Here is a 21265-nt window from a genome sequence, read left to right as displayed (position 1 = left end):
GAAAACCACAAAAAACCCGGTTTCCCCTCAGGTGCCCACCTTAGGCAGGCTCTACAACGTTGTCAACAACTTTGGCGGATAAATTTCACCAATGAAGTCAAGGGTTTACGAGACACTTCACAGTCTTATTCAAGACTTATCCACTACCTCTTGTTTCGTCTCATATTTTGAGACTCGAGCATTCAGGTAGGGTCTTTAGGGTTCTGTGAAACGCGACCATAAGTCGCTGATATGGCTGAGCTTTGCGCTCGAAAAGCCGGTTGCTCAGGCCCTTCAGGGGACGGCGGGCGCCTCCCGCTGGCGGCCCCGGAGCGCGCGCCCCGATGCGCAGGGCACAGGCATCCCGATTGCGTGCACGGGGTCGGTCGGGAAGAAAAGTGGCGGAGCCGGCCGATAAGCCGGGTTCTGTCGTGGGCAGTCATTCCTCTAGGCCCTGCGTCACCGCAGCGCTCAAGCAACCTACCCGGAGACACCGCGGGCCGCGGCATCGTCTCCCTATTTGGTCTTGCTCCCGGTGGGGTTTGCCGTGCCGATCCGTTGCCGGATTCGCGGTGCGCTCTTACCGCACCGTTTCACCCTTGCCACGCATCCTGCCTCCGCCTTTCGGCAGTGCGGAGCCACTTGCTCGAACCTTCGTTCGACAAGCACCCCACAACGACAGGACCGTTCGGCGGTCTGCTCTCTGTTGCACTTTCCGTCGGCTCGCGCCGCCCAGGCGTTACCTGGCACCGTGCCCTGTGGAGCCCGGACTTTCCTCGGCATTCTTTCGAATGACGCGACTGCCTGGCCGACTCCGCCAACAGCTATTCTCGCACGCCCTCCCCCTGTTCATGCTCCGCAAGCCGGACGCACAATGCGAAGCCCGTACCGGGCTGATCAAGGGGAACAGGGGATGAGAGTTCATTTGACCGCATGGCTGCTGGTCGCAGCCGGCCTGGCCGGCTGCCAGAGTGAGGCTGCAGACGGGCCCGCGCTTAGCGCTGCCGAATGCAGCCAGCTCAACGACCGCATGAATCAACTTGTTACGGCGGGAGTCGGAGTCGACATGGCTGAGGTGGAAGACGCTTCACACCGCAAGGTCGTGCTCGATGCCTGCGCCGCCGGTGAAACCTATACGCGAAAGGATTTCGAGTGTGTCAATGACGCGGCAAACATGGAACAGATGAACGAGTGCAACCTACTCCGTCACCTGTGACGGAAACGGGCGTACCACCTTGGCGCGCCCGTCTCAGCCGCCGCCGTACAACGCCTTGCGCGGTGCCCCGCTGAGCTCGGCGGCGAGCTTCGCCGCGGTCGATGGCGGCAGGTGCTCAATAAGCTTCGCGTACAGGCGCCTGCCTTCGGTGGTGCGCGCTTCGGCATCGTCACCGGCGCCGTCGATCACCAGCACGAATTCTCCCCGCCGCTGATTCGGGTCAGCGCGCACCTGAGCGAGCAGGGCTTCCAGCGGCCCGTCCAGCACGGTTTCGAACAGCTTGGTGAGCTCGCGCGCGAGCACTGCGTGGCGGGCGGGCCCGAACGCGGCGGCCATGTCCTCGAGCGTTTCGTCGATCCGGTGCGCGGCTTCGTAGAACAGCAGCGTGCGCGTCTCCGACGCGAGCCGGGCGAGGCGCTCGCGGCGCGCACCGGTCTTTGCCGGCAGGAAGCCTTCGAACGCGAACCGGTCCGATGCCAGCCCGGCCACGCTCAGCGCCGCGATCGCGGCACAGGCGCCGGGCACGGGTGACACTCGCACGCCGGCCTCGCGCGCGGCGCGCACGAACCGGAACCCCGGGTCGCTGACCAGCGGCGTGCCGGCATCGGACACGAGCGCGAGCGATTCGCCGGCCTGCAGACGGGTGATGAGCTGCGCCGCCTGTGCGTCCTCATTGTGCTGATGCAGCGCAACCAGCGGCCGCTCGAGCCCGAAATGCGCGAGCAACTGCCGGGTATGGCGGGTGTCCTCGGCGCAGACCGCGCTCACCGAGCCCAGCACTTCGAGTGCACGCGGGGAAAGGTCGCCGAGATTGCCGATCGGGGTCGCGACGACGTGCAGCGTGCCGGTGGTTTGCATCGTGCTCACACTAGGGGGCCGGGTAGAATCCTACCCGGTCCCCCGGAAACGCCGCGCTTGCGGCGCCTGCCCCTGATGAGCCTTGCGATGACAACGTCCGCCACTTCCCGCAGGCGACTGCACCGGATCTGCGCGATTGCAGTGCTTGCCGCCGCGCTGGGCGGCTGCGCGACCACCGCACCGCAGCAGGCCGGCGAGCCGCCCGCGAGCGTCCGCGAGCCGCAGCAGATCGACGAAGCCCGCGCACTCGTGCGTGCCGGCGAGCAGCTCAGCGGCGCGGCCCGAAACGCGAACGACGCGGAGGTCGAGCGCCTGCTGTCTCAGCTCGACAACGCTGCGCTCGCGCGTGCAGCGGCCGCGATGCCCGAGGGCGACCCGCTCTACAACTATGCCGGCCGCGCACTGTTGCGCCGCGGACTGGCACTGCCGCGCCCGTTCGACCGCGCGGCATGGAAGTTCGACGCGGGCAACCGCCCTGCGGCCGACCGCGACGGCTACCGGCCGCCCGTGCGGCTGGGCGTGCTGCTGCCGCTGACCGGCGAACTCGCGGTCGCGGCCGCGCCGGTGCGCGACGGCCTGCTGGCTGCGTATTACAGCGAGCAGCGCCGGCGCCCGGAGATCACGTTCTACGACACTGCCGGCGGCGCGATGGGTGCATACGACCGTGCGGTCGCGGCCGGCAGCGATTTCGTGATCGGGCCGCTCGGCCGCGAGGAAGTCAGCGCCGTCTTCCAGCGCGGCAACCTGCCGGTGCCGGTGCTCGCACTGAACCGTGGCACGGTGAATCCGCCGGCCGGAAACGCGAGCTTCTCGCTGTCGCCGGAAGACGAAGGCCTCGCGGCCGCCGAATACCTGCTCGCGCGCGGCGCACGGCGCGTGCTTGCAATCGGCGGCGCTGACGACACCCAGCGTCGCGCGATCGCGGCGCTGCGCGAGCGTCTCACCGAACGCGGCGGCACGGTCACCGACGTGGCCAGCGGCAGCACCGAGGACTTCGCGCCGTTCGCGCAGAAGGAAGGCGGCATCGATGCGGTCTTCCTTGCCACCCGCGGCAGCACCGCACGCACGCTGATGCCGAAGCTCGCGCTCGCCGGGCTCGGCGACCGCCCGCGCGTGGCGACCTCGCAACTGCAGTCGGGCACGGGCAAGGCCGAGCAGGACCGTGTGCTCGACGGCATCGCATTCCCGACCGAGCCCTGGACCACCCGCGGCGTTCGCGGCCTGCCCTCGGCCGGCAGCGTCGGCCAGCGGTTGCCGAGCGCGCGCGGACCGGCCGCGCGGCTGTTCGCGTTCGGCGTCGATGCCTGGCTGCTGACAGCCTACCTCGAGCATCTGGCACTTGCCTCAGACGGGCGCGTCGAAGGCGCCACCGGCGTGCTGCGCGTCGATGGCTTCGGCAACGTGCAGCGCACCCCTGCCTGGTCGACCTTCAGCGGCGGCAATCCGGTCCCGCTGTCGGATGCCGGCCGCGGTTGACTGCCGCGCGCGTGGCTCGGCGGTCGAGGCCGCCGCCTGCGCGCACCTGCTCGCCGCTGGGCTGGAACCAGTCGCCGCGAATGCGAACTACCGGCTCGGCGAGCTCGACCTCGTAATGCTCGACCCGCAGACCCGCGGCGGCGCAACGCTGGTGTTCGTCGAAGTGCGCTACCGCGCAAGCTCGGGCTTTGGCGGCGGGGCCGCATCGATCGACGGCCGCAAGCGCCGCAAGATCGTGCGGGCCGCGCAGCTGTTCCTGCTCGCGCACCGCCGTTATGCGAATGCGCCCTGCCGCTTCGACGTGGTCGAGGCCGATGGTGACCCGGCGTCGCCACGCCTGAACTGGCTGCGCGACGCGTTCCGCGCCGATGACGTCTGACCCGTGCCGACGATCATCACCCACGGTCTGGTGCCGCTCGCGCTCGGCGCGGCGCTAGGGGCCGCCCGCATCCCACCACGGCTGCTGGCTGCCGGCGCGGTCGTTGCGATGCTGCCGGACGCGGACGTGATCGCGTTCATGCTGGGCATTCCATATGCCGATGCGTTCGGCCACCGCGGCGCCAGCCACTCGCTGGCATTTGCCGCGGCGCTCGGCCTGCTTGCCGCGCTCGCGGCTCCGCTCGTGCGCGCGCCACGGATACGTGCGGCCGCGTGGATCGCGCTTTCGGCCGCCAGCCATCCGCTGTTGGATGCGTTCACCGACGGCGGCCTGGGCGTCGCGTTGTGGTGGCCGGTCGACGGCGCACGGGTATTCGCGCCGTGGCGGCCGATCGAGGTCTCCCCGATCGGCGCGGGCTTCTTCAGCCGGCGCGGCGCGGTGGTGATGGCCTCGGAGATGCTCTGGGTGTGGCTGCCACTCATCGCGGCCACGCTTGCGCTGCGCCTGCGGCGCCCGCGCGCCAAGTCATGAACTCGCCCCTTCCGGCCCGCTTGGCCGCTGAACTGTCGACGCTGCTCGGCGACGGTTGGCGCACCGATGCGAACGAGCGCCTGACCTACGGTTACGACAACTCCCGCCGGCAGGCGCTGCCCGATGCGGTCGCCCTGCCGCGCACGCGCGAGCAGGTGCTTGCGCTCGTGCGTGCCTGCCGCGTGCACCGCGTGCCGGTCGTGGCGCGCGGTCGCGGCACGAACACGACCGGCGCCTCGGTCCCCGTGGCCGGCGGCGTCGTGGTGTCGCTCGAGCGCATGAACCGCATCGTGGAGATGCGCCCCGGCGACCGCTGCGCGATCGTCGAGCCCGGCGTGCTCAACGGCGACCTGCAGGCCGCACTCGCGCCGCACGGCCTGTTTTGGCCGCCGGATCCGACCAGCGCCGCGTTCAGCACGGTCGGCGGCAACTTGGCCTGCAATGCCGGCGGACCGCGCGCGGTCAAGTACGGCGCCAGCCGCGACAACGTGCTCGCGCTGACCGCCGTGACTGGCGCCGGCGAGCTCATCGTCTGCGGCACTGCAACGACCAAGGGCTCGACCGGCTACGACCTGCACCGCCTGCTGGTCGGCAGCGAGGGCACGCTGGCCCTGATCGTCGAAGCCAGCCTGCGACTCACGCCCGCCCCGGGCGCGCGGCGCGCGTTGAGGGCGGTGTACCGCGATGTCTCGAGCGCAGCGGCGGCGGTCGCACGGCTGATGGCGCAACCGGCTACGCCGTCGATGCTCGAGTTCATGGACGCGCATGCGGTGCGGCTGGCGCGTGATGTCGGCGGCGCCGACCTGCCTGCCGACGCCGGCGCGCTGCTGATGATCGAAGCCGATGGCGATCCGCAGACGCTGCCGCACGAGATCCAGGCCCTGATGCAGGCAGCCGCGGGCGAAGGGCTGGTAATGCTCGACGATGCCGCCGACCCCGCCGCGCGGGAGAAGCTCTGGGCGGCGCGCAAGGCCCTGTCGCCGGCGTTGCGCACGCTCGCGCCCGGCAAGATCAACGAGGACGTGGTCGTGCCCGTTTCGCGCATTCCCGCGCTCGTCGACGGCGTGCAGGCGATCGCCCGCGAAGCGGCCCTGCCGATTGTCTGCTTCGGACACGCCGGAAACGGCAACCTGCACGTGAACCTGCTCTTCGACCCGGCCGATGCCGGGCAGTCGCAGCGCGCCCAAGCAGCACTTTCGCGCGTGTTCGCGCTGACGCTGTCGCTCGGCGGCACGCTGTCGGGCGAGCACGGCATCGGCCTGGCCAAGCGCGAGTTCATGCCGCAGGCGGTGACCGCGCCCACGCTCGACCTGATGCGTCAGCTCAAGGGTGTGTTCGACCCGGATGGAATCCTCAATCCGGGCAAGCTGCTGCCGTAGGGCCGGAATCGACGGTTGTGGACGCCGGCCCGACGCCACCTGCGGGCCTGAGGAAAGCAGCGCTACCTACTGTCACCCCATCCGTTGCAATCGCGGCTTTGTTCCCGACGCGTTCGCCCGCATCTTTGCCGGATGCCCGAACGTCTCGATGCCCTGCTCGGCGATATCCGTGCCTGTCGCCTCTGCGAAGCGCACCTGCCGCTCGGCCCCCGACCCGTGCTGCAGGCATCGCCGACCGCGCGCCTGCTGATCGTTGGGCAGGCGCCCGGAACGCGCGTGCACGCGAGCGGCGTGCCATGGACGGATGCGAGTGGCGAACGCCTGCGCGACTGGCTTCGCATCGACGAGGCCACGTTCTACGACGCTGCATCGGTTGCGATCGTGCCGATGGGATTCTGCTATCCGGGTCGGGCCGGATCCGGGGACGCACCGCCGCGTCGCGAATGTGGACAAACCTGGCACCCCCGCCTGCTCCCGCTGCTGCCCGGCGTCGAACTGACCCTGCTCATCGGGCAGTACGCGCAGGCGTACTTTCTCGGCGCGCAGCGCAAGCGCACGCTGACCGAAACGGTGCGTGCCTGGACCGAGTACATGCCGCGCTACCTGCCGCTGCCGCACCCGAGCCCGCGCAACGTGGGCTGGTTCAAAGTGAATCCATGGTTCGAGGACGAAGTGCTGCCGGCGTTGCGCGAGCGCGTAGACACGGTGCTTGGCACCACGCGTTAGGACGGCGTGCGGCTGATCGAGTGCGCAGAGGCGCAGGGCTTACGCGAAGTGCGCATAGCCCGTGCGCGCCGGTTCCCACACGCGGCCCGCCGCGTCGACTGCGCGCACGCCGGCACCGGCCTCCACCCGGCCGATCCGCGTCAATCGCACGTCACATGACGCGGCAAGCTGTGCGATGCGTTCGGCGTTTGCAGCCGGCGCCGTGAAGCACAGCTCGTAATCATCACCGCCGGTCGCCTGCAGCTCGCTGACGCGCTCGCTGTCGAAGGTCGCCCGCAGCGCGTCCGAGGCCGGCAATGCAGATAGCTCGATTTCAATTGCGACCGCGCTGGCGCAAGCGATATGCGCAAGGTCGGCGAGCAACCCATCCGACACGTCGATACATGCGTGGGCCAAGGCCGCAAGCTCGCGGCCGAGCGCGACCCGTGGCGTCGGCCGGTCGAGCCGCACCTGCAGTTCGCCGAGGGTAGCGGCGTCGCCAGTTGGCGCCGATGCTGCGGGCTCGAGCGGCGTGGCGCCCAGCAACGCCAGCGCGCCCGCCGCATCGCCGAGCGTGCCGCTCACCCAGACCTCGTCACCGGGCCGGGCGGCGGCGCGACGCAACGCGGCGTCCCGCCGGACGAACCCGTGCACGGCCACGCTGATCGAAAGCGGCCCGCGTGTCGTATCGCCGCCGATCAGTGCCACATCGTGCATTCGCGCCAGCGCAAGGAACCCGTCGAGAAACGCGTCCATCCACGCCGCGTCGGCCTGCGGCAACGACAGCGAAAGCGTGCACCAGGCCGGCTGTGCACCCATCGCGGCCAGGTCCGACAGGTTCACCGCCAGCGCTTTCCAGCCGATCGCGTCGACCGGCGTGGCATGCGGGAAATGCACGCCACTGTTGAGCGTGTCCATGGCGATGACGAGCTGCTGGCCTGCAGGCGGCTGCACGATCGCGCCATCGTCGCCGATGCCGAGCACTACGTCGTCGCGGTGCGCGAGCCGGCTCCGGATGCGGTCGATCAGCTCGAACTCGGCGAGCACGGGCAGGTCCGTACTCATGGCGTCGTTTCCGGCAGCGTATGTAGGCCGGCGCTGGGGTTACGCATCAGGGAACAAACACAACCGCAGCGCCCGCAACCGCAGGGCAGCAGGCGCCGCGCGATCAAACGCTGCGCAATCCCGAGGCTCAGCGCCGCCCCGCTTTCACCTCGACCGCGCGCCATTCGGCTGCGGCGCGGTCGAGCACGCCGTTGACATAGGTGTGGCCGTGCTCGGCGCCGAAGCGCTTCACGCTTTCGATCGCCTCGTTGATGACCACGCGGTACGGCACGTCGGCGCGCATGCGCAGTTCGTACGCAGCGATGCGCAGCGCGGCGCGCTCGACCGGGTCGACCTGCTCGATGTCGCGATCGAGAAACGGGACGAGTGCTTCGTCGAGCACCTCGTGGTTCGTGTCCACGCCGCGCACGAGGTCCTCGAAGTACTCGAGGTCGGCCACTTCATGCGCCTGCTCGTGCGCGAATTGCGCGATCACGTCGTTCACGCGCGAACCCGACAACTGCCAGGCATACACCGCCTGCAATGCGCGCCGACGCGCACGCGACCGCGCAACCGGATCGATTCCGTCGGGGCGGCGGCGGTTCATCGCGCGGCTCCGGTCATGCCGGCCGCGGACGGCAGTTGGTGCAGAAGATGGGTCATTTCCAGTGCCGCCAGCGCGGCCTCCTCGCCTTTGTTGCCATGGTTGCCGCCTGCACGTGCCTCGGCATCCTCGTGCCGCTCGACGGCGAGCACGCCGTTTGCCACCGGCAGCCGGTAGTCGAGCGACACGCGCATCAGCCCTTCGGCGCACCGGTCCGCGACGTGTTCGTAATGCCGGGTATCGCCGCGCACCACGCAACCGAGCGCGACCACGGCCGCATGCGCGCCGTCCGCGGCGATGCGCGCGGCCGCGAGCGGGATTTCCCACGCGCCGGGCACGCGCACCACGTCCACCGCGTCCTCGGCCACGCCATGGCCGGCGAATGCCTGCCGCGCGCCGGCAACGAGCGTATCGGTGATGCGCGGATTCCAGCGGCTGGCGATGATCGCGAACCGCGCGCCGGGCGGGCAGCGCAGGTCGCCTTCGTAATGGGCCATCGGGGTCTTCGGTCGGGCAGTGGGCGCGTAGTTTACGGGGTACGCGATGCGGGGCCGGTCAGTGCATCTCGACGTACTCGACCACTTCCAGCCCGAACCCGGCCAAGCCGATCTGCTTGCGCGGCGTGCCGAGCACGCGCAGCTTGCCCAGGCCGAGGTCGGCGAGGATCTGCCCGCCTGCGCCATTGCGACGCCATTCGGTGATCGCATGGCCCCGCTCCGGCTCGGCCGCATCGACCTGCGGCGCTTCGCGGATGCGCGCGAGCAACGCTTCCGGGTCGGCGTTGTCGCCCAGCAGCACCAGCGCGCCACGGCCTTCGCGCGCGATCGCGGCAAGCACGTCGCCCACCGCAGGGCCGAAGTCGGCGCGGCGCCAGTGCAACGCATCGGCGAGTGGGTTCTGCACATGCACGCGCACGAGCGTCGGCGTCTGCGCGTCCGCCTCGCCGCGCAGCAGCGCAAAATGCAGCGCCCGGCTGAGGCGGTCGCGGTAGCTGACCAGCTGGAAATTTCCATGCTCGGTTTCGATCTCGCGCGCATCGACTCGCTCGACCGTGTGTTCGGTTTCCAAACGGTAGCGGATCAGCTCTTCGATCGAGCCGATCTTCAGCCCGTGCTCGCGCGCAAACGCCTCCAGCTCCGGCCGGCGCGCCATGCTGCCGTCGGGGTTGAGGATTTCCACCAGCACGCCGGCCGGCTCCAGACCCGCCAGCAGCGCGAGATCACTCGCTGCCTCGGTGTGGCCGGCGCGGTTGAGCACGCCACCGGGCTGCGCCGTCAGCGGGAAAATATGCCCTGGCTGGCTGAGGTCGCGCGCGCCGGCATCGGGGCGCACCGCGGTGCGGATCGTGTGCGCACGGTCGTAGGCACTGATGCCGGTGGTCACGCCTTCGGCCGCCTCGATCGAAACGGTGAAGTTCGTGTGGTGCGGCGAGGTGTTGGACTGCACCATCGGCGGCAGGCCGAGCTGGCGGCAGCGCTCGCGCGTCAGCGACAGGCACACCAGGCCACGCGCATGCGTGACCATGAAGTTGATGTCCTGCGGCCGTACGAGCTCGGCGGCCATGATCAGGTCACCCTCGTTCTCGCGGTCCTCGTCGTCGACGATGACGACCATGCGGCCGGCGCGGATTTCCTCGAGCAGTTCGGGGATCGGGCAAAAGGACATGAGGCGCGGCCGTGGGGAAAGCGCCATTTTACGCTGCGCCCACCCCGCGTCGCGCCGGAACGCTTCGTCCTGCGCCTGCCGCGGCCCTGCCGCCGGCTCAGCCCGTCATCGCAGCGCAGGACATGCGCGCCGGATCCTGACGCAGGCGGGCAAGCCGCGTCTGCAGTTCCACTTGCAGGCAATCGGCGAGATCGCGCAGTCGCAGCAGGGTTTCATCGTCGAAATAACGCGGGCGAACGTCGAGCACGCACAGCGTGCCAACGACGACGTCCTCGACGAACAGCGGAGCGCCTGCGTAGAAACGCACGTGCGGGGGGCCGGCAACGAGCACATTGTTCGCAAACCGCGCGTCCTCGAGCATGTCGGGCACATAGAACACGCCGCGCTGGCAAGCGGCGTAGTCGCAGAACGAGTCCTCGCGCTGCGTCTGCGACGCGCCCCCCAGGCCCTGCGTGCTCTTGAACCAGTGCCGGTCGACATCGGGCATCGTGTAGGCGGCCATCGGGACGTTGCAGAGCTTCTTCGCGATCCGCACGAAACGGTCGAACCGCTCCTCGGCCGGCGTGTCCAGCAGCCCGAGCGCCTTGACCATGCCCAGACGGGCGTCTTCTACGTTCAGCGCGCCGACCACGTGCATTGCCTTTCCCCTGTCCCCTGCGAGATGCCGGACTTACGGTGGCTATCGGCCACGGCCGGCATGACTTGAGGGCATGGACCGCGCTTTCGCAGGCTCAGGCTGAAGGAACTGCCTCAGGGGGTTGCGCGGCCCTGCAGCAGGCGCTCGACGTAGCGCGCCACGAGATCGATTTCGAGATTCACGGCATCGCCCGCCCGCGCGGCCGAAAACGCCGTGTGCGCGACCGTGTGCGGCACGAGCGCGACTTCGAAGCCCGCATCGTCGACGTCGTTGACCGTCAGGCTCACGCCGTCGACGCAGATCGAGCCCTTCTTCGCGATGTACCGCAGCAGCGCGGGCGGAGCGGAAAAGCGCCAGCGCTGCGCGCGCGCGTCCTCGTGGACCGACACGACTGCCCCGACGCCGTCGACGTGGCCACTGACCAGATGCCCGCCGAGGCGGTCGTTCGGCCGCATCGCGCGTTCGAGGTTGACCGGCGCACCCGGGCCTAGGCGGCCGAGTGTCGTGAGCGCGAGCGTCTCGGTCGAGGCATCGGCCTCGAACGACGCGTCATCGAACTCGACGACGGTCAGGCACACGCCGTTGACCGCAATGCTCTCGCCGAGGCGCACCTCGTCGAACGCGAGCGTGCCGGCATCGATGCGCAGCCTCACATCGCCGCCGCGCGGCTCGATCGAGGCGACTGCGCCGACCCCTTCGATGATCCCGGTGAACATCAGCGCACCGTCCTTGCAGCGCGCGCGGGTACTGCGATTGCGGAGTTCTTGAACATGAAACGTTTCTCGCAGGAATAGGCGAAAAACGCCTCAAGGCATGAGGCAAGCGCGCCCGGCACATGCCGGAACCGCGAAAGCCGTCTTCTTTCATCCGGACTTTGACCGTCGGCCCCGGCATTGGACCGGCTCTGCTGACCTTCCGCAGGTTGCGAAAGCGCTCGCGGGCTCGTGCGACCTCAAGGGCCGTACCTACCGCCGGTGGGGATTTTCGCCCCGCCCTGAAGACGTCATGGATGCCGGCGAACCGGCCGCGGCATTGTAGCCGTGTGGCCCGGCGCCCGGCGCCCGGCGTGGCGGTCGATGCGTGCGAGCGGCGCCGCTGGGCGCTCAGCCCGGCTTGCGCCGCAGGTGCAGGAACAGCGGCCAGCGGATAACGCGGCTCGACGCCGGTGCGCCCCATGCGGCCGCGAGTGCATCGGCCTGCTCGGCCACCGGATCGATGCCGGTCGCGGCCTGGCAGCGTGCGGACGCCGACATGCTGGCCAGGTACTGCAGGAACTGCGGCAGCGTCCAGCACGCCTCGAGCTGCAGCTGCGGCGCATCGACCGCCGGAAACGGCCAGTCGTATCCGGCATACCGCGCGTCGACCTGTTCACGCTCGGGTGGCCAGTACGGCTCGATGCGGGCGCGGAATGCGCCGATCGGCGCGTCCATTGCGTCAGGCACGAGAAAATCGGGATAGCCCCACGCCGCGAGCACGCCACCGGGTGCGAGCACGCGTTCGCACTCGGCGAAAAACCGCGCGCGATCGAACCAGTGCAGCGCCTGCGCGACCGCGATGAGTTGCACGCTGCCGTCGGAGAGCGAGGCGCGCTCACCGGGCTCGACTGCGACGGCCAGGTTCCCCGTGGCCGCTTCCGCCTGATCCCCGTCCGCGCCCTGCCCGCCAGCGTTGCCCCAGTGCTGCGCAATCTGCTGTGGGCTCGGGTCGGTTGCATGCACCTGCGCGAAGCGTGCCGCCAACCCGCGCGTTGCCTGCCCGCTGCCGCATCCAGGCTCCCAGACCCGCGCATCGGCCGGCACGACTGCCGCGAGCGCGTCGAACAGCGCATCCGGATAGCCGGGGCGCGCGGCCGCGTAAGTGCCTGCGATCGTGGAGAAGTGATCCTTGAACCCCGGCGACGCTTGACCGGCACTGGCGGTGCCGCCGGTGTCGCGCGTGCTCATGGCGCTGCCGGCCTCAGCCGCAGGCGCAGGTCGTTGCCGACCTGCCGGGTGTCGATGGCCTGGAGTTGCAGCTTCTGCGCCATCGTCGTGATGTCCAGCCCGTCGAACAGCGGCCGTGCCTGCGCACCCAGCAGTACCGGCGCGAGGTACAGCACGAGCTCATCAACGAGCCCGGCCGCGAGAAACGCGCCGGCCAGCGTCGCGCCGGATTCGACGAGCACCTCGTTGACCTGGCGCGCAGCCAGCAGCTTCAGCACTTCGTGCAGGTCCAAGCGGCCGTTGTGTACCGGCGCGGACATCATTTCGGCGTCCAGATCGCGTGGCCGCCCGGCATCAGGCGCGTGCACGTACAGCGTCGGCGCGTCGCCTTCGCGCACTCGTCCGCGACCGATCGTCGCCAGCCCCGCATCGAGCACGACGCGCAGTGGCGGCACGCAGTCGGTGCCGTCCTCGAAGCGCACGGTCAGCGCCGGATCGTCAGCGAGCACAGTGCCCGAGCCGGTCACGATCGCACCGGCGCAGGCGCGCCAGTGCTGCACGTCGCCGCGCGAGGCCGCGCCGCTGATCCATTTCGATTCGCCGCTGGCGAGCGCGGTGCGCCCATCGAGACTTGCGGCCAGTTTGACGCGCACCCACGGGCGGCCGCGTTCGACGCGTGACAGGAAACCCACGTTGAGCTCACGCGCCTGTGCCTGCAGCAGCCCGCTTTCGACCGCGATGCCGGCCGCGCGCAGCCGGTCGAATCCAGCGCCATCGACCTGCGGGAACGGATCGCGCATCGCGGCGACCACGCGCGCGACGCCGGCCTCGACGAGTGCATTCGCGCAGGGCCCCGTTCGCCCGGTGTGGGCACAGGGTTCGAGAGTCACGTACGCAGTCGCACCCCGCGCCGCACCACCCGCTGCGCGCAGTGCATGCACTTCCGCGTGCGGACCGCCCGCGCGGATGTGCCACCCCTCTCCGACCACCTGCTCGCCATGGGCGAGCACGCAGCCCACCATCGGATTCGGCCGGGTGGTGTAGCGCCCGCGCGCGGCCAGCCGCAGGGCGCGCGTCATCAGCACGTGGTCGATCGTCGAGAAACCCGCAGAGGCTGACGCGGCGCCGGAAGCCGTCATGGCGACCGCTTGCGAGCGCGCGCCGACGGTGCGGGCTCGCCATCGAGCAGCGGCAGCTGCGTTTCACCCGCCGGCGCGTCGCGCTCGAGCCGGTCCAATTCCTCGCGGAAGTCGGCGACGTCCTCGAATGCCCGGTACACCGACGCGAAGCGCACGTAGCCAACGTGGTCGAGCTTGCGCAGTTCCGCCATCACGAACTCGCCGACGCGACGCGACGCCAGCTCGCGCTCGGCCGTCATCCGCAGCTGGTGCACGACCGCGCGCACCGCCGCCTCAATCTGTTCTTCCGACACCGACCGCTTCTGCAGTGCGCGATCAAAGCCGTTGCGCAGCTTGCGCGCATCGAACGCCTCGCGCCTGCCATCGGACTTGATGATCGCCGGCAGCTTGAGCTCGATCGTCTCCAGTGTCGAAAACCGCTCACCACAGGCCTCGCAGACGCGGCGACGCCGGATCGTCGCGCCGTCCTCGGACACGCGCGAATCGATCACGCGGGTATCGTGGTGCTGGCAGAAGGGGCAATGCATGGCTTATGCGATTCCGCCGCAGTACGGATCCGCTGCCCGTGCCTTTCGCATCAGCGCTAGCAGAGCCAGGCAAAGCAGCGACCATGCAATCGCATAACCGTAGTTCGGAAGCTGGGCTGCGTACAGCGCAGTGAATTCACCGGCACCGCCCGACTCGACGAAGTGATACGCGCGGTACGCGCTCTTCGCGACCAGATAGATCAGGTACACCGGTGCGAACAGCCCGGCCAGTTGCAGCAGCCGTGAGCGGCTGCGGACCCAGGCCCAGCCGCCGCGCAGCGAACCCAGAGCAAGGTTCCAACCGACGATGACGGAGCCAACGAACGCGGCCTGCAACGCAAGCAGAAAACCCCCGTTGAACTGCGCCCGTGCCTCGCCGGGCCAGCCCAGCGGGAACGCGGCGGGCAGCATCAGCGTCAGGTAGGCCGATACGAGCGTCAGCGGAACCAGGTAGACGGCGCACAGCGCGACGATTGCCGCGCGGATGACGCCGCCCCTGGATCCGTGCTCACCCATACACCGGGAACCTGCGGCACTGCGCCTCGACCTGCCCGCGCACGCGCTCGATCACCGCGTCATCGTTCGGGGCATCCAGCACGTCGGCGATCCAGTTCGCGAGATCGACGCACTCGGCCTCGCCGTAGCCGCGCGTGGTCACCGCCGGCGTGCCCAGGCGCAGGCCCGAGGTCACGAACGGCGAACGCGGGTCGTTCGGCACCGAGTTCTTGTTGACGGTGATGTGCGCGCGGCCAAGTGCGGCCTCGGCATCCTTGCCGCTGACCTCGCGGCCGATCATGTCGACCAGCATCAGGTGGTTGTCGGTGCCACCGGACACGATGTTGTAGCCGCGCTCGACCAGCGCCTTCGCCATCGCCTGCGCGTTGCGCACGACCTGCTGCTGATAGGCCTTGAACTCCGGCTCCAGCGCTTCCTTGAATGCGACTGCCTTGGCGGCGATCACGTGCATCAGCGGGCCGCCCTGGATGCCGGGAAACACGATGCTCTGCAGCTTCTTGGTGAGATCCTCGGACGGATTCTTCGCCACGATGATGCCGCCGCGTGGACCGCGCAGGGTCTTGTGCGTGGTCGAGGTGACGACGTGCGCATGCGGCAGCGGGCTCGGGTAGACGCCTGCGGCAACGAGGCCGGCGATGTGCGCCATGTCGACGAAGAAGATCGCACCGACGCTGTCGGCGATCTGCCGCATGCGCGCCCAGTCGACGATGCGCGAATACGCTGAGAAACCCGCGATCAGCATCTTCGGCTTGTGCTCCTGCGCGAGGCGCTCGACTTCGGCGTAATCGATCAGGCCGTTCTCGTCGACGCCGTACTGCACCGCGTTGAACAGCTTGCCGGACGCATTGACCTTCGCACCGTGCGTGAGATGCCCGCCATGCGCCAGGCTCATGCCGAGGATCGTGTCGCCGGGCTTGAGTAGCGCGAAATACACCGCCTGGTTCGCCTGCGAGCCCGAATGCGGCTGCACGTTCGCGTAGTCAGCGTCGAAAAGCTGCTTGCAGCGGTCGATCGCGAGCTGCTCGGCGACGTCGACGTATTCGCAGCCACCGTAGTAGCGCTTGCCCGGGTAGCCTTCAGCGTACTTGTTCGTGAGCTGGCTGCCCTGGGCTTCGAGCACGCGCGGGCTGGCGTAGTTTTCCGACGCGATCAGCTCGACGTGGTCTTCCTGCCGGCGGGCTTCGTTCGCGATCGCCTGGGCGAGTTCGGGGTCATAACCTTCGATACGGGCATCGCGCGCGAACATCGCCACTCCGGAACGCTGTAGGGGACGGGAAGTTTAACGGGATTGCTCCGGCTGGGCCGATCCTTGTCGATCCGCATGCCCCGCCGCCGCAGGAGCTGCGCGCCGGCTGAAGCGTCCCCAGCCATATGGCAGCGACCGGCTGTGGCCCGCCCCGCCCGGCCCGTATAATTGCCGGCTATCCCGACCTTTCCGGCCCTGCCCCGCGCAGGTCGCCGCCGCCTGCCCCGCTTCGCCACGTTTTCGATTAGAAACGCGGCGCCGTGATCGACCGGAGTGCCCATGTCGCAATACATCTTCACCATGAACGGCGTCAGCAAGACCGTTCCGCCGAAGCGCCAGATCATCAAGGACATCTCGCTGTCGTTCTTCCCGGGCGCGAAGATCGGCCTGCTGGGCCTGAACGGCGCGGGCAAGTCGACCGTGCTGCGCATCATGGCCGGCGTCGATACCGATTTCTCCGGCGAAGCGCGACCGCAGCCGGGCATCAAGGTCGGCTATCTGGAGCAGGAGCCCCAGCTCAGCCCCGAGCACACCGTGCGTCAGGCGGTCGAGGAAGGCGTCGGCGAAGTGCTGCAGGCCCAGGCACGACTCGAAGAGGTCTACGCGGCCTATGCCGAGGAAGGCGCGGATTTCGACGCGCTCGCGAAGGAGCAGGAGCGTCTGGAAGCGATCCTCGCCGCCGGTGACGCGCACACGCTGGAAAACCAGCTTGAAGTCGCGGCCGATGCGCTGCGCCTGCCGCCGTGGGACGCGATCGTCGGCAAGCTCTCGGGTGGTGAGAAGCGCCGCGTCGCGTTGTGCCGCCTGCTGCTGCAGAAGCCGGACATGCTGCTGCTCGACGAACCGACGAACCACCTCGATGCCGAATCGGTCGAGTGGCTCGAGCAGTTCCTTGCGCGCTACACCGGCACCGTGGTGGCAGTGACCCACGATCGCTACTTCCTCGACAACGCGGCCGAGTGGATCCTCGAGCTCGACCGCGGCCGTGGCATTCCGTGGAAGGGCAACTACACCGAATGGCTGGTGCAGAAGGAAGACCGCCTCAAGCGCGAAGAGAACCAGGAAAAGGCACGCCAGAAGGCGATCGCCAAGGAACTGGAATGGGCGCGCAGCAATGCCAAGGGCGGCCGCTCCAAGGGCAAGGCGCGACTGGCGCGTATCGAGGAGCTGCAATCGGTCGATTACCAGCGCCGCAACGAGACGAACGAGATCTTCATCCCGCCGGGCGAGCGCTTGGGCCAGAAGGTCATCGAGTTCAAGAACGTCACCAAGTCGTTCGGTGATCGCCTGCTGATCGACGACCTGAGCTTCTCGGTTCCGCCGGGCGCGATCGTCGGCATCATCGGACCGAACGGCGCCGGCAAGTCGACGCTGTTCAAGATGATCACCGGCAAGGAGCAGCCTGATTCGGGCACGATCGACATCGGCCCGACCGTCAAGCTTGCCTATGTCGACCAGAGCCGCGACAAGCTCGAAGGCAACCACAACGTGTTCCAAGAAGTCTCCGGCGGCCTGGATATCCTCAATATCAACGGCATCGAGATCCAGTCGCGCGCCTACATCGGCCGCTTCAACTTCAAGGGCCAGGACCAGCAGAAGCTCGTCGGCTCGCTGTCGGGCGGTGAGCGCGGTCGTTTGCACATGGCCAAGACGCTGCTGCAGGGCGGCAACGTGCTGCTGCTCGACGAACCGTCGAACGACCTCGACATCGAAACGCTGCGTGCGCTGGAAGACGCGCTGCTCGAGTTCCCGGGCAACACGTTCGTGATCTCGCATGACCGCTGGTTCCTGGACCGCATCGCGACGCACATCCTCGCGTTCGAGGGCAACTCGCACGTCGAGTTCTTCCAGGGCAACTACCGCGAGTACGAGGAAGACAAGAAGCGTCGCCTCGGCGCGGAAGGCGCGCAGCCGCATCGCCTGCGGTTCAAGGCGCTGAAGTAAGCACGACCCGCGAACGCCCGCCCTCACCGGCGGGCGTTTCGCATGTGGGGACAGGCCACGCGGTTGCATGCGCATCGCAGGCGGTCGCCACACGGATCATGCGGGCAGGCACATCCGCACGATGCGGCGCTAAGGTATCGCCCGGCTTGGAGAGGAGTTTTCGATGAGTTTCATGCAGCAGCTGCACACCCGCTGGCAGTCAGCCGACTCGCTGGTCTGCGTCGGGCTCGATCCTGAGCCGGCGAAGTTCCCGGCGCGGTTTTTCGGCCGCGATGATGCGGTGTTCGAATTCTGCCGCGACATCGTCGATGCAACCGCCGAGTACGTCTGCGCGTTCAAGCCGCAGATCGCGCATTTCGCCGCGCTCGGCGCCGAGGACGCACTTGCCCGGCTGATCGCGCATGTCCATGCGCAGCATCCCGGCGTTCCGGTAATCCTCGACAGCAAGCGTGGCGACATCGGCAGCACGGCGCAGCACTACGCGGCCGAGGCGTTCGACCGCTATGGCGCCGATGCGGTGACCGCGAATCCCTACCTGGGCCGCGATTCGTTGCAGCCGTTCCTCGACCGTGCCGACCGCGGCGTGATCGTGCTGTGCCGCACCTCGAACCCGGGCGCCGCCGACCTGCAGGACCTGCTCGTCGCCGGGCGGCCGCTGTACCAGCATGTGGCCGAGAAGATCGCGGTCGAATGGGATACGCATTCCAATTGCGCACTCGTGGTCGGCGCGACCTGGCCCGAACAGCTGCGCGAGGTGCGTGCGATCGTCGGCGCGATGCCGCTGCTCGTGCCCGGCGTGGGCGCGCAGGGCGGCGATGTGGAAGCAGTGGTATCGAACGCGAAATCCGCCGACGGCACCGGGTTGATCATCAGCAGCTCCCGGGCGGTGCTCTACGCGTCGAACGGCGACGATTTCGCCGATGCGGCCGCACGAGCGGCAGGCACGCTGCGCGACGAGATCAACCGATACCGCTGACCCTGCGCGTGCCGAACCTGCCGGCCTGACAGTCCAGCCCAGCCCGATCCACCATCCTGGCCGGGTCGTTAGCCTGCGCGATGGACGCCTTACCCCAGGTGCGCCTTGTAGCTCGCATCCAAGGCGGCGCTCAGAAGAGCGAAGACCCGCCCGTTGTCGCGACGCTGACGCGGCCGATGCGAGCGTGTGAGGTCTGATCGACCGGAGCGGACGATGATCATCAAGCGAACGGTATGCGCGACCGTGTTGGCCCTGATGGCCGCAGCCAGCGCCGCACAGGCGCAGCAGCGCCCCGAGCCGCAGTGGTGGCTGGACGTGAACCTCGGGTCCTACCATTTCGGGGACGAAAGCGGGTTTCTTCCTCCCGGCGAGCGCTTCAACGAGTTCAACCCAGGCATCGGCGTCGAGGTGCAGTGGCAGCCGCGGCACGCGGTTGCGGCCGGCTACTTCCGCAATTCCGTCGATCGCAATTCGCTGTACGCGCTCTACCAGTACACGCCGCTGCAGTTCGGCCGGTACGTGCGCGTCGGCGGCATGGTCGGCGCGGTGACCGGCTATCCGGGCTACAACGACGGCGGCATCGCGCCCGCGGGCGGGCTGGTGGTGAAGATCGAACGCGGGCGTATCGGCGCGAACCTGATCGTGCTGCCGGAGATCCCCGACGTCACGCCGACCACGCTCGGCCTGCAGGTCAAACTGCGGTTGGACCGCTGAGGCCGATCAGCGCGCCCGCCCGGCACGCAGCCGCGCCGCGACCGCAGCCAGCGGAAAACGCAGCCAGATCACCGCGAAGACCGCACCGCGCACGACCGCCTGCCGGTGCGGCGCCTCGAACCTGCGGAAATAGCGCCACAGGCCGCGATGCTTGTGCCATTCCACGAACACCGGCCGCGCGCGACTGGACACGCCGCGCACGTGGACGACGCGCACGTGGTTTGCGACCGCGACCGTCGCTCCGGCGTCGCGGGCCCGGCGGCACAGGTCGAGGTCTTCGGCATGCAGCCGGTAGCCTTCGTCGAACCCGCCGATGCGCGCGAACAGCGACCTCGGCATCAGCATCAGCGCGCCGGATACCACGTCGACGGGCTGCAGTTCGCAGGCGTCGTCGGGCGTAAGCGCGAGCGCGGCGCGGTGGCGGCCCAGTCCCGCTGGCACGAACACGCGCCGCAGCAGTGCGGCGAAGTCCGGGTCACGCCGCCGCGCTGCGTCGTCGCGCACGCCCTGTTCGTCGACGAGGTCGGCGCCCAGCAGCATCGGTGCGGGCTGGTCGGCCAGCGCGCGCATGCGCGAGAGCGTGTCGGGCTCGACCATGCAGTCGGGGTTGATGAAGGCGAGCCAGGCGCCGTCGCATTGGCTTGCGCCCTGGTTGCAGGCGACCGCGAACCCGGGATTGTCGGGATTGGCGACGAAGCGGACGCGCGAGTCGGCCAGCGCGTGGCGCTGCACGACCGCAAGCGTGTCGTCGCGCGAATCGTTATCGACGACGCGGATTGCGCCGACGCCATCGGCGGCGCGCAGCCGGCGCAGGCATTCGTCGATCGTGGACGCGCTGTGGTACGTGACCACGATCGCATCGATCGATCGCGGGTCGTCTGCCACCACGCTTACGCCTGCGCTTCGCAGGCCGCTTCGGCGGACCTGATGACCGGCCGGTCGAACGCGACCGCAAGCCCGTCGAACAGCTCCGGCTGCAGCCCGGGCGTGGACGCCATGGCCGCGAGTGCGCACAGTCGCTCGCGGGCGACACGCAGTGGATCGCGCATGACGAAGTTCGCGAGCCGCGGATGCCAGTCCGGCCAGCGTGCCGCCAGGCGCTGCATGTCGCCATCGGCGGGACGGCCTTCGCCAAGGCGCGCGACGAATGCGTTCTCGCACAACACATTGCGCCAGCCGAGGCCGGCCAACCGCAGTGACAGGTCGGTTAGCGCCGCGTACCACGAGCCGTATCCGGCGGTGTCGAGGCCGCCGGCGCGCTGGCGGGCAATGCCGCGCAGCAGTACGGCATGGCCGACCGCGGCCGGCAGCTCGGGCGCGGCAAGCGGCATCGCCGCAGCGGCAGCCGCGATCGCGTGCAGATCACCGGGCATAGGCGCGACTTCGCCGATGCGCGGCCATGAGGCGGCCTCGCCGGCATTGCTCCACGGGGTGACCGTTGCGATGGCGCGGTCATTCGCCAACGTCTGCGCCATGCGCGACAACCAGCCGGGCGCGGGGATCGCATCGGATGCGAGCACGACGGTGTCGATATCGCCGCAGGCCGACAGCACCTCGTCGAGATGGGCGACCTCACCGACGCTGCGCGCGCGCCGAGTGTAATCGGCGCGCAGCGGAGTATCCCGCCGCCAGCGCTCGATCAGCGCGAGGGCACGCGGGCCTGCCTGTGCGTCATCGGCAAGCCAGACCCGAGTGCCCGCGGGCGTCGTGCGATCGAGCGCGGCAAGGCAGCCGTCGAGCGCGGCCTCGTCGGTTCCCACTGGCACGACGACCAGCGGCAATGTGGCGCCGGACCCGGCATGCGCCAT

At 69.0% G+C, this 21265-nt stretch carries 23 protein-coding genes, 1 other RNA gene and 1 riboswitch; of the genes, 9 read left to right on the top strand and 15 right to left on the bottom strand.

Annotated elements, in window-relative coordinates:
- Positions 1-378: 378 nt before the first annotated feature.
- Positions 379-795: RNase P RNA component class A (gene rnpB / locus ACFFGH_RS03635), an RNA gene on the bottom strand.
- Positions 796-904: 109 nt separating this feature from the next.
- Between rnpB and ACFFGH_RS03630 the strand changes: the two genes are divergently transcribed.
- Complete coding sequence (locus tag ACFFGH_RS03630; protein WP_386664898.1) at positions 905-1195, top strand: hypothetical protein; 291 nt, start codon at positions 905-907, stop codon at positions 1193-1195.
- Positions 1196-1228: 33 nt separating this feature from the next.
- Here ACFFGH_RS03630 and rsmI read toward each other — a convergent pair whose 3' ends face one another.
- Positions 1229-2053 carry a 16S rRNA (cytidine(1402)-2'-O)-methyltransferase gene (gene rsmI / locus ACFFGH_RS03625; protein WP_386664896.1) on the bottom strand — a complete coding sequence of 275 codons (825 nt, stop codon included), beginning with the start codon at positions 2051-2053 and terminating at the stop codon, positions 1229-1231.
- An 87-nt stretch (positions 2054-2140) separates the two neighbouring features.
- On the opposite strand from rsmI, the gene ACFFGH_RS03620 reads away from it, so the two are divergent.
- The 5 genes from ACFFGH_RS03620 (at position 2141) to ACFFGH_RS03600 (ending at position 6544) form a co-directional block, all read left to right on the top strand.
- Entirely contained in the window at positions 2141-3529 is a 1389-nt protein-coding gene (locus ACFFGH_RS03620; protein ID WP_386664894.1) for a penicillin-binding protein activator, read from the top strand.
- The gene (locus ACFFGH_RS03615; RefSeq protein ID WP_386664892.1) at positions 3513-3908 is read left to right on the top strand and encodes a YraN family protein; all 396 of its coding nucleotides are present in this window, start codon (positions 3513-3515) and stop codon (positions 3906-3908) included. The genes ACFFGH_RS03620 and ACFFGH_RS03615 overlap by 17 nt, the downstream gene beginning before the upstream one ends.
- A 3-nt stretch (positions 3909-3911) precedes the next feature.
- Positions 3912-4439 carry a metal-dependent hydrolase gene (locus ACFFGH_RS03610; protein WP_386664890.1) on the top strand — a complete coding sequence of 176 codons (528 nt, stop codon included), beginning with the start codon at positions 3912-3914 and terminating at the stop codon, positions 4437-4439.
- A complete protein-coding gene (locus tag ACFFGH_RS03605) occupies positions 4436-5818 on the top strand; it encodes an FAD-binding oxidoreductase (protein ID WP_386664888.1) in 1383 nt (460 codons plus the stop codon). The genes ACFFGH_RS03610 and ACFFGH_RS03605 overlap by 4 nt, the downstream gene beginning before the upstream one ends.
- A 132-nt stretch (positions 5819-5950) precedes the next feature.
- Entirely contained in the window at positions 5951-6544 is a 594-nt protein-coding gene (locus ACFFGH_RS03600; RefSeq protein ID WP_386664886.1) for a uracil-DNA glycosylase family protein, read from the top strand.
- A gap of 39 nt (positions 6545-6583) precedes the next feature.
- Here ACFFGH_RS03600 and thiL read toward each other — a convergent pair whose 3' ends face one another.
- The 11 genes from thiL to glyA form a co-directional block, all read right to left on the bottom strand.
- Positions 6584-7588 (bottom strand): thiamine-phosphate kinase, encoded by a 1005-nt coding sequence (gene thiL, locus ACFFGH_RS03595; RefSeq protein WP_386664885.1) that lies wholly within the window; start codon positions 7586-7588, stop codon positions 6584-6586.
- A gap of 127 nt (positions 7589-7715) precedes the next feature.
- A complete protein-coding gene (gene nusB / locus ACFFGH_RS03590) occupies positions 7716-8174 on the bottom strand; it encodes a transcription antitermination factor NusB (protein WP_386664883.1) in 459 nt (152 codons plus the stop codon).
- Entirely contained in the window at positions 8171-8668 is a 498-nt protein-coding gene (ribH, locus tag ACFFGH_RS03585; protein ID WP_386664881.1) for a 6,7-dimethyl-8-ribityllumazine synthase, read from the bottom strand. Before ribH ends, nusB begins: the two co-directional genes overlap by 4 nt.
- A 58-nt stretch (positions 8669-8726) precedes the next feature.
- Positions 8727-9836 (bottom strand): 3,4-dihydroxy-2-butanone-4-phosphate synthase, encoded by a 1110-nt coding sequence (gene ribB, locus ACFFGH_RS03580; protein ID WP_386664879.1) that lies wholly within the window; start codon positions 9834-9836, stop codon positions 8727-8729.
- Positions 9837-9933: 97 nt separating this feature from the next.
- Positions 9934-10473 (bottom strand): GAF domain-containing protein, encoded by a 540-nt coding sequence (locus ACFFGH_RS03575; protein WP_386664877.1) that lies wholly within the window; start codon positions 10471-10473, stop codon positions 9934-9936.
- A 113-nt stretch (positions 10474-10586) separates the two neighbouring features.
- The gene (locus tag ACFFGH_RS03570; protein ID WP_386664875.1) at positions 10587-11189 is read right to left on the bottom strand and encodes a riboflavin synthase; all 603 of its coding nucleotides are present in this window, start codon (positions 11187-11189) and stop codon (positions 10587-10589) included.
- Positions 11190-11324: 135 nt separating this feature from the next.
- Positions 11325-11479: riboswitch (FMN riboswitch) on the bottom strand.
- A 97-nt stretch (positions 11480-11576) separates the two neighbouring features.
- Positions 11577-12416 carry a class I SAM-dependent methyltransferase gene (locus ACFFGH_RS03565; protein WP_386664873.1) on the bottom strand — a complete coding sequence of 280 codons (840 nt, stop codon included), beginning with the start codon at positions 12414-12416 and terminating at the stop codon, positions 11577-11579.
- Positions 12413-13534: a bifunctional diaminohydroxyphosphoribosylaminopyrimidine deaminase/5-amino-6-(5-phosphoribosylamino)uracil reductase RibD gene (gene ribD, locus ACFFGH_RS03560; RefSeq protein ID WP_386664871.1), complete on the bottom strand. Its 1122-nt coding sequence runs from the start codon at positions 13532-13534 to the stop codon at positions 12413-12415. Before ribD ends, ACFFGH_RS03565 begins: the two co-directional genes overlap by 4 nt.
- Positions 13531-14061: a transcriptional regulator NrdR gene (nrdR, locus tag ACFFGH_RS03555; RefSeq protein ID WP_386664869.1), complete on the bottom strand. Its 531-nt coding sequence runs from the start codon at positions 14059-14061 to the stop codon at positions 13531-13533. The genes ribD and nrdR overlap by 4 nt, the downstream gene beginning before the upstream one ends.
- Before the next feature lie 3 nt (positions 14062-14064).
- Entirely contained in the window at positions 14065-14577 is a 513-nt protein-coding gene (locus ACFFGH_RS03550) for a hypothetical protein (RefSeq protein ID WP_386664867.1), read from the bottom strand.
- A complete protein-coding gene (gene glyA / locus ACFFGH_RS03545) occupies positions 14570-15823 on the bottom strand; it encodes a serine hydroxymethyltransferase (protein ID WP_386664865.1) in 1254 nt (417 codons plus the stop codon). Before glyA ends, ACFFGH_RS03550 begins: the two co-directional genes overlap by 8 nt.
- Before the next feature lie 279 nt (positions 15824-16102).
- Between glyA and ettA the strand changes: the two genes are divergently transcribed.
- The 3 genes from ettA (at position 16103) to ACFFGH_RS03530 (ending at position 19457) form a co-directional block, all read left to right on the top strand.
- Positions 16103-17767 carry an energy-dependent translational throttle protein EttA gene (ettA, locus tag ACFFGH_RS03540; RefSeq protein ID WP_386664863.1) on the top strand — a complete coding sequence of 555 codons (1665 nt, stop codon included), beginning with the start codon at positions 16103-16105 and terminating at the stop codon, positions 17765-17767.
- A gap of 163 nt (positions 17768-17930) precedes the next feature.
- Complete coding sequence (gene pyrF / locus ACFFGH_RS03535) at positions 17931-18743, top strand: orotidine-5'-phosphate decarboxylase (protein ID WP_386664861.1); 813 nt, start codon at positions 17931-17933, stop codon at positions 18741-18743.
- Positions 18744-18956: 213 nt separating this feature from the next.
- Entirely contained in the window at positions 18957-19457 is a 501-nt protein-coding gene (locus ACFFGH_RS03530; RefSeq protein WP_386664859.1) for a hypothetical protein, read from the top strand.
- Between the two features lie 6 nt (positions 19458-19463).
- On the opposite strand, the gene ACFFGH_RS03525 is transcribed toward ACFFGH_RS03530, so the two are convergent.
- Both ACFFGH_RS03525 and ACFFGH_RS03520 read right to left on the bottom strand, forming a co-directional pair.
- Positions 19464-20342, bottom strand: a complete 879-nt coding sequence (locus tag ACFFGH_RS03525; protein WP_386664857.1) for a glycosyltransferase family 2 protein — start codon at positions 20340-20342, stop codon at positions 19464-19466.
- Between the two features lie 5 nt (positions 20343-20347).
- Positions 20348-21265: a glycosyltransferase family 2 protein gene (locus ACFFGH_RS03520; protein WP_386667327.1), complete on the bottom strand. Its 918-nt coding sequence runs from the start codon at positions 21263-21265 to the stop codon at positions 20348-20350.

It is taken from the genome of Lysobacter korlensis (assembly GCF_042434515.1).
Note: the sequence above shows the minus strand (reverse complement) of the source record. Positions and strands in the feature narration are given on the sequence as shown.

Bases quoted from the DNA above. Each gene is read 5' to 3' on its own strand.
- ACFFGH_RS03575 (WP_386664877.1), bottom strand. From the start codon at position 10,473: ATGCACGTGGTCGGCGCGCTGAACGTAGAAGACGCCCGTCTGGGCATG.
- ACFFGH_RS03520 (WP_386667327.1), bottom strand. From the start codon at position 21,265: ATGGCGCATGCCGGGTCCGGCGCCACATTGCCGCTGGTCGTCGTGCCA.
- ribD (WP_386664871.1), bottom strand. From the start codon at position 13,534: ATGACGGCTTCCGGCGCCGCGTCAGCCTCTGCGGGTTTCTCGACGATC.
- nrdR (WP_386664869.1), bottom strand. From the start codon at position 14,061: ATGCATTGCCCCTTCTGCCAGCACCACGATACCCGCGTGATCGATTCG.
- ACFFGH_RS03615 (WP_386664892.1), top strand. From the start codon at position 3,513: ATGCCGGCCGCGGTTGACTGCCGCGCGCGTGGCTCGGCGGTCGAGGCC.
- thiL (WP_386664885.1), bottom strand. From the start codon at position 7,588: ATGAGTACGGACCTGCCCGTGCTCGCCGAGTTCGAGCTGATCGACCGC.
- glyA (WP_386664865.1), bottom strand. From the start codon at position 15,823: ATGTTCGCGCGCGATGCCCGTATCGAAGGTTATGACCCCGAACTCGCC.
- rsmI (WP_386664896.1), bottom strand. From the start codon at position 2,053: ATGCAAACCACCGGCACGCTGCACGTCGTCGCGACCCCGATCGGCAAT.
- nusB (WP_386664883.1), bottom strand. From the start codon at position 8,174: ATGAACCGCCGCCGCCCCGACGGAATCGATCCGGTTGCGCGGTCGCGT.
- ACFFGH_RS03530 (WP_386664859.1), top strand. From the start codon at position 18,957: ATGATCATCAAGCGAACGGTATGCGCGACCGTGTTGGCCCTGATGGCC.
- pyrF (WP_386664861.1), top strand. From the start codon at position 17,931: ATGAGTTTCATGCAGCAGCTGCACACCCGCTGGCAGTCAGCCGACTCG.
- ribH (WP_386664881.1), bottom strand. From the start codon at position 8,668: ATGGCCCATTACGAAGGCGACCTGCGCTGCCCGCCCGGCGCGCGGTTC.
- ACFFGH_RS03620 (WP_386664894.1), top strand. From the start codon at position 2,141: ATGACAACGTCCGCCACTTCCCGCAGGCGACTGCACCGGATCTGCGCG.
- ACFFGH_RS03565 (WP_386664873.1), bottom strand. From the start codon at position 12,416: ATGAGCACGCGCGACACCGGCGGCACCGCCAGTGCCGGTCAAGCGTCG.
- ACFFGH_RS03570 (WP_386664875.1), bottom strand. From the start codon at position 11,189: ATGTTCACCGGGATCATCGAAGGGGTCGGCGCAGTCGCCTCGATCGAG.
- ACFFGH_RS03550 (WP_386664867.1), bottom strand. From the start codon at position 14,577: ATGGGTGAGCACGGATCCAGGGGCGGCGTCATCCGCGCGGCAATCGTC.
- ribB (WP_386664879.1), bottom strand. From the start codon at position 9,836: ATGTCCTTTTGCCCGATCCCCGAACTGCTCGAGGAAATCCGCGCCGGC.
- ettA (WP_386664863.1), top strand. From the start codon at position 16,103: ATGTCGCAATACATCTTCACCATGAACGGCGTCAGCAAGACCGTTCCG.
- ACFFGH_RS03605 (WP_386664888.1), top strand. From the start codon at position 4,436: ATGAACTCGCCCCTTCCGGCCCGCTTGGCCGCTGAACTGTCGACGCTG.
- ACFFGH_RS03600 (WP_386664886.1), top strand. From the start codon at position 5,951: ATGCCCGAACGTCTCGATGCCCTGCTCGGCGATATCCGTGCCTGTCGC.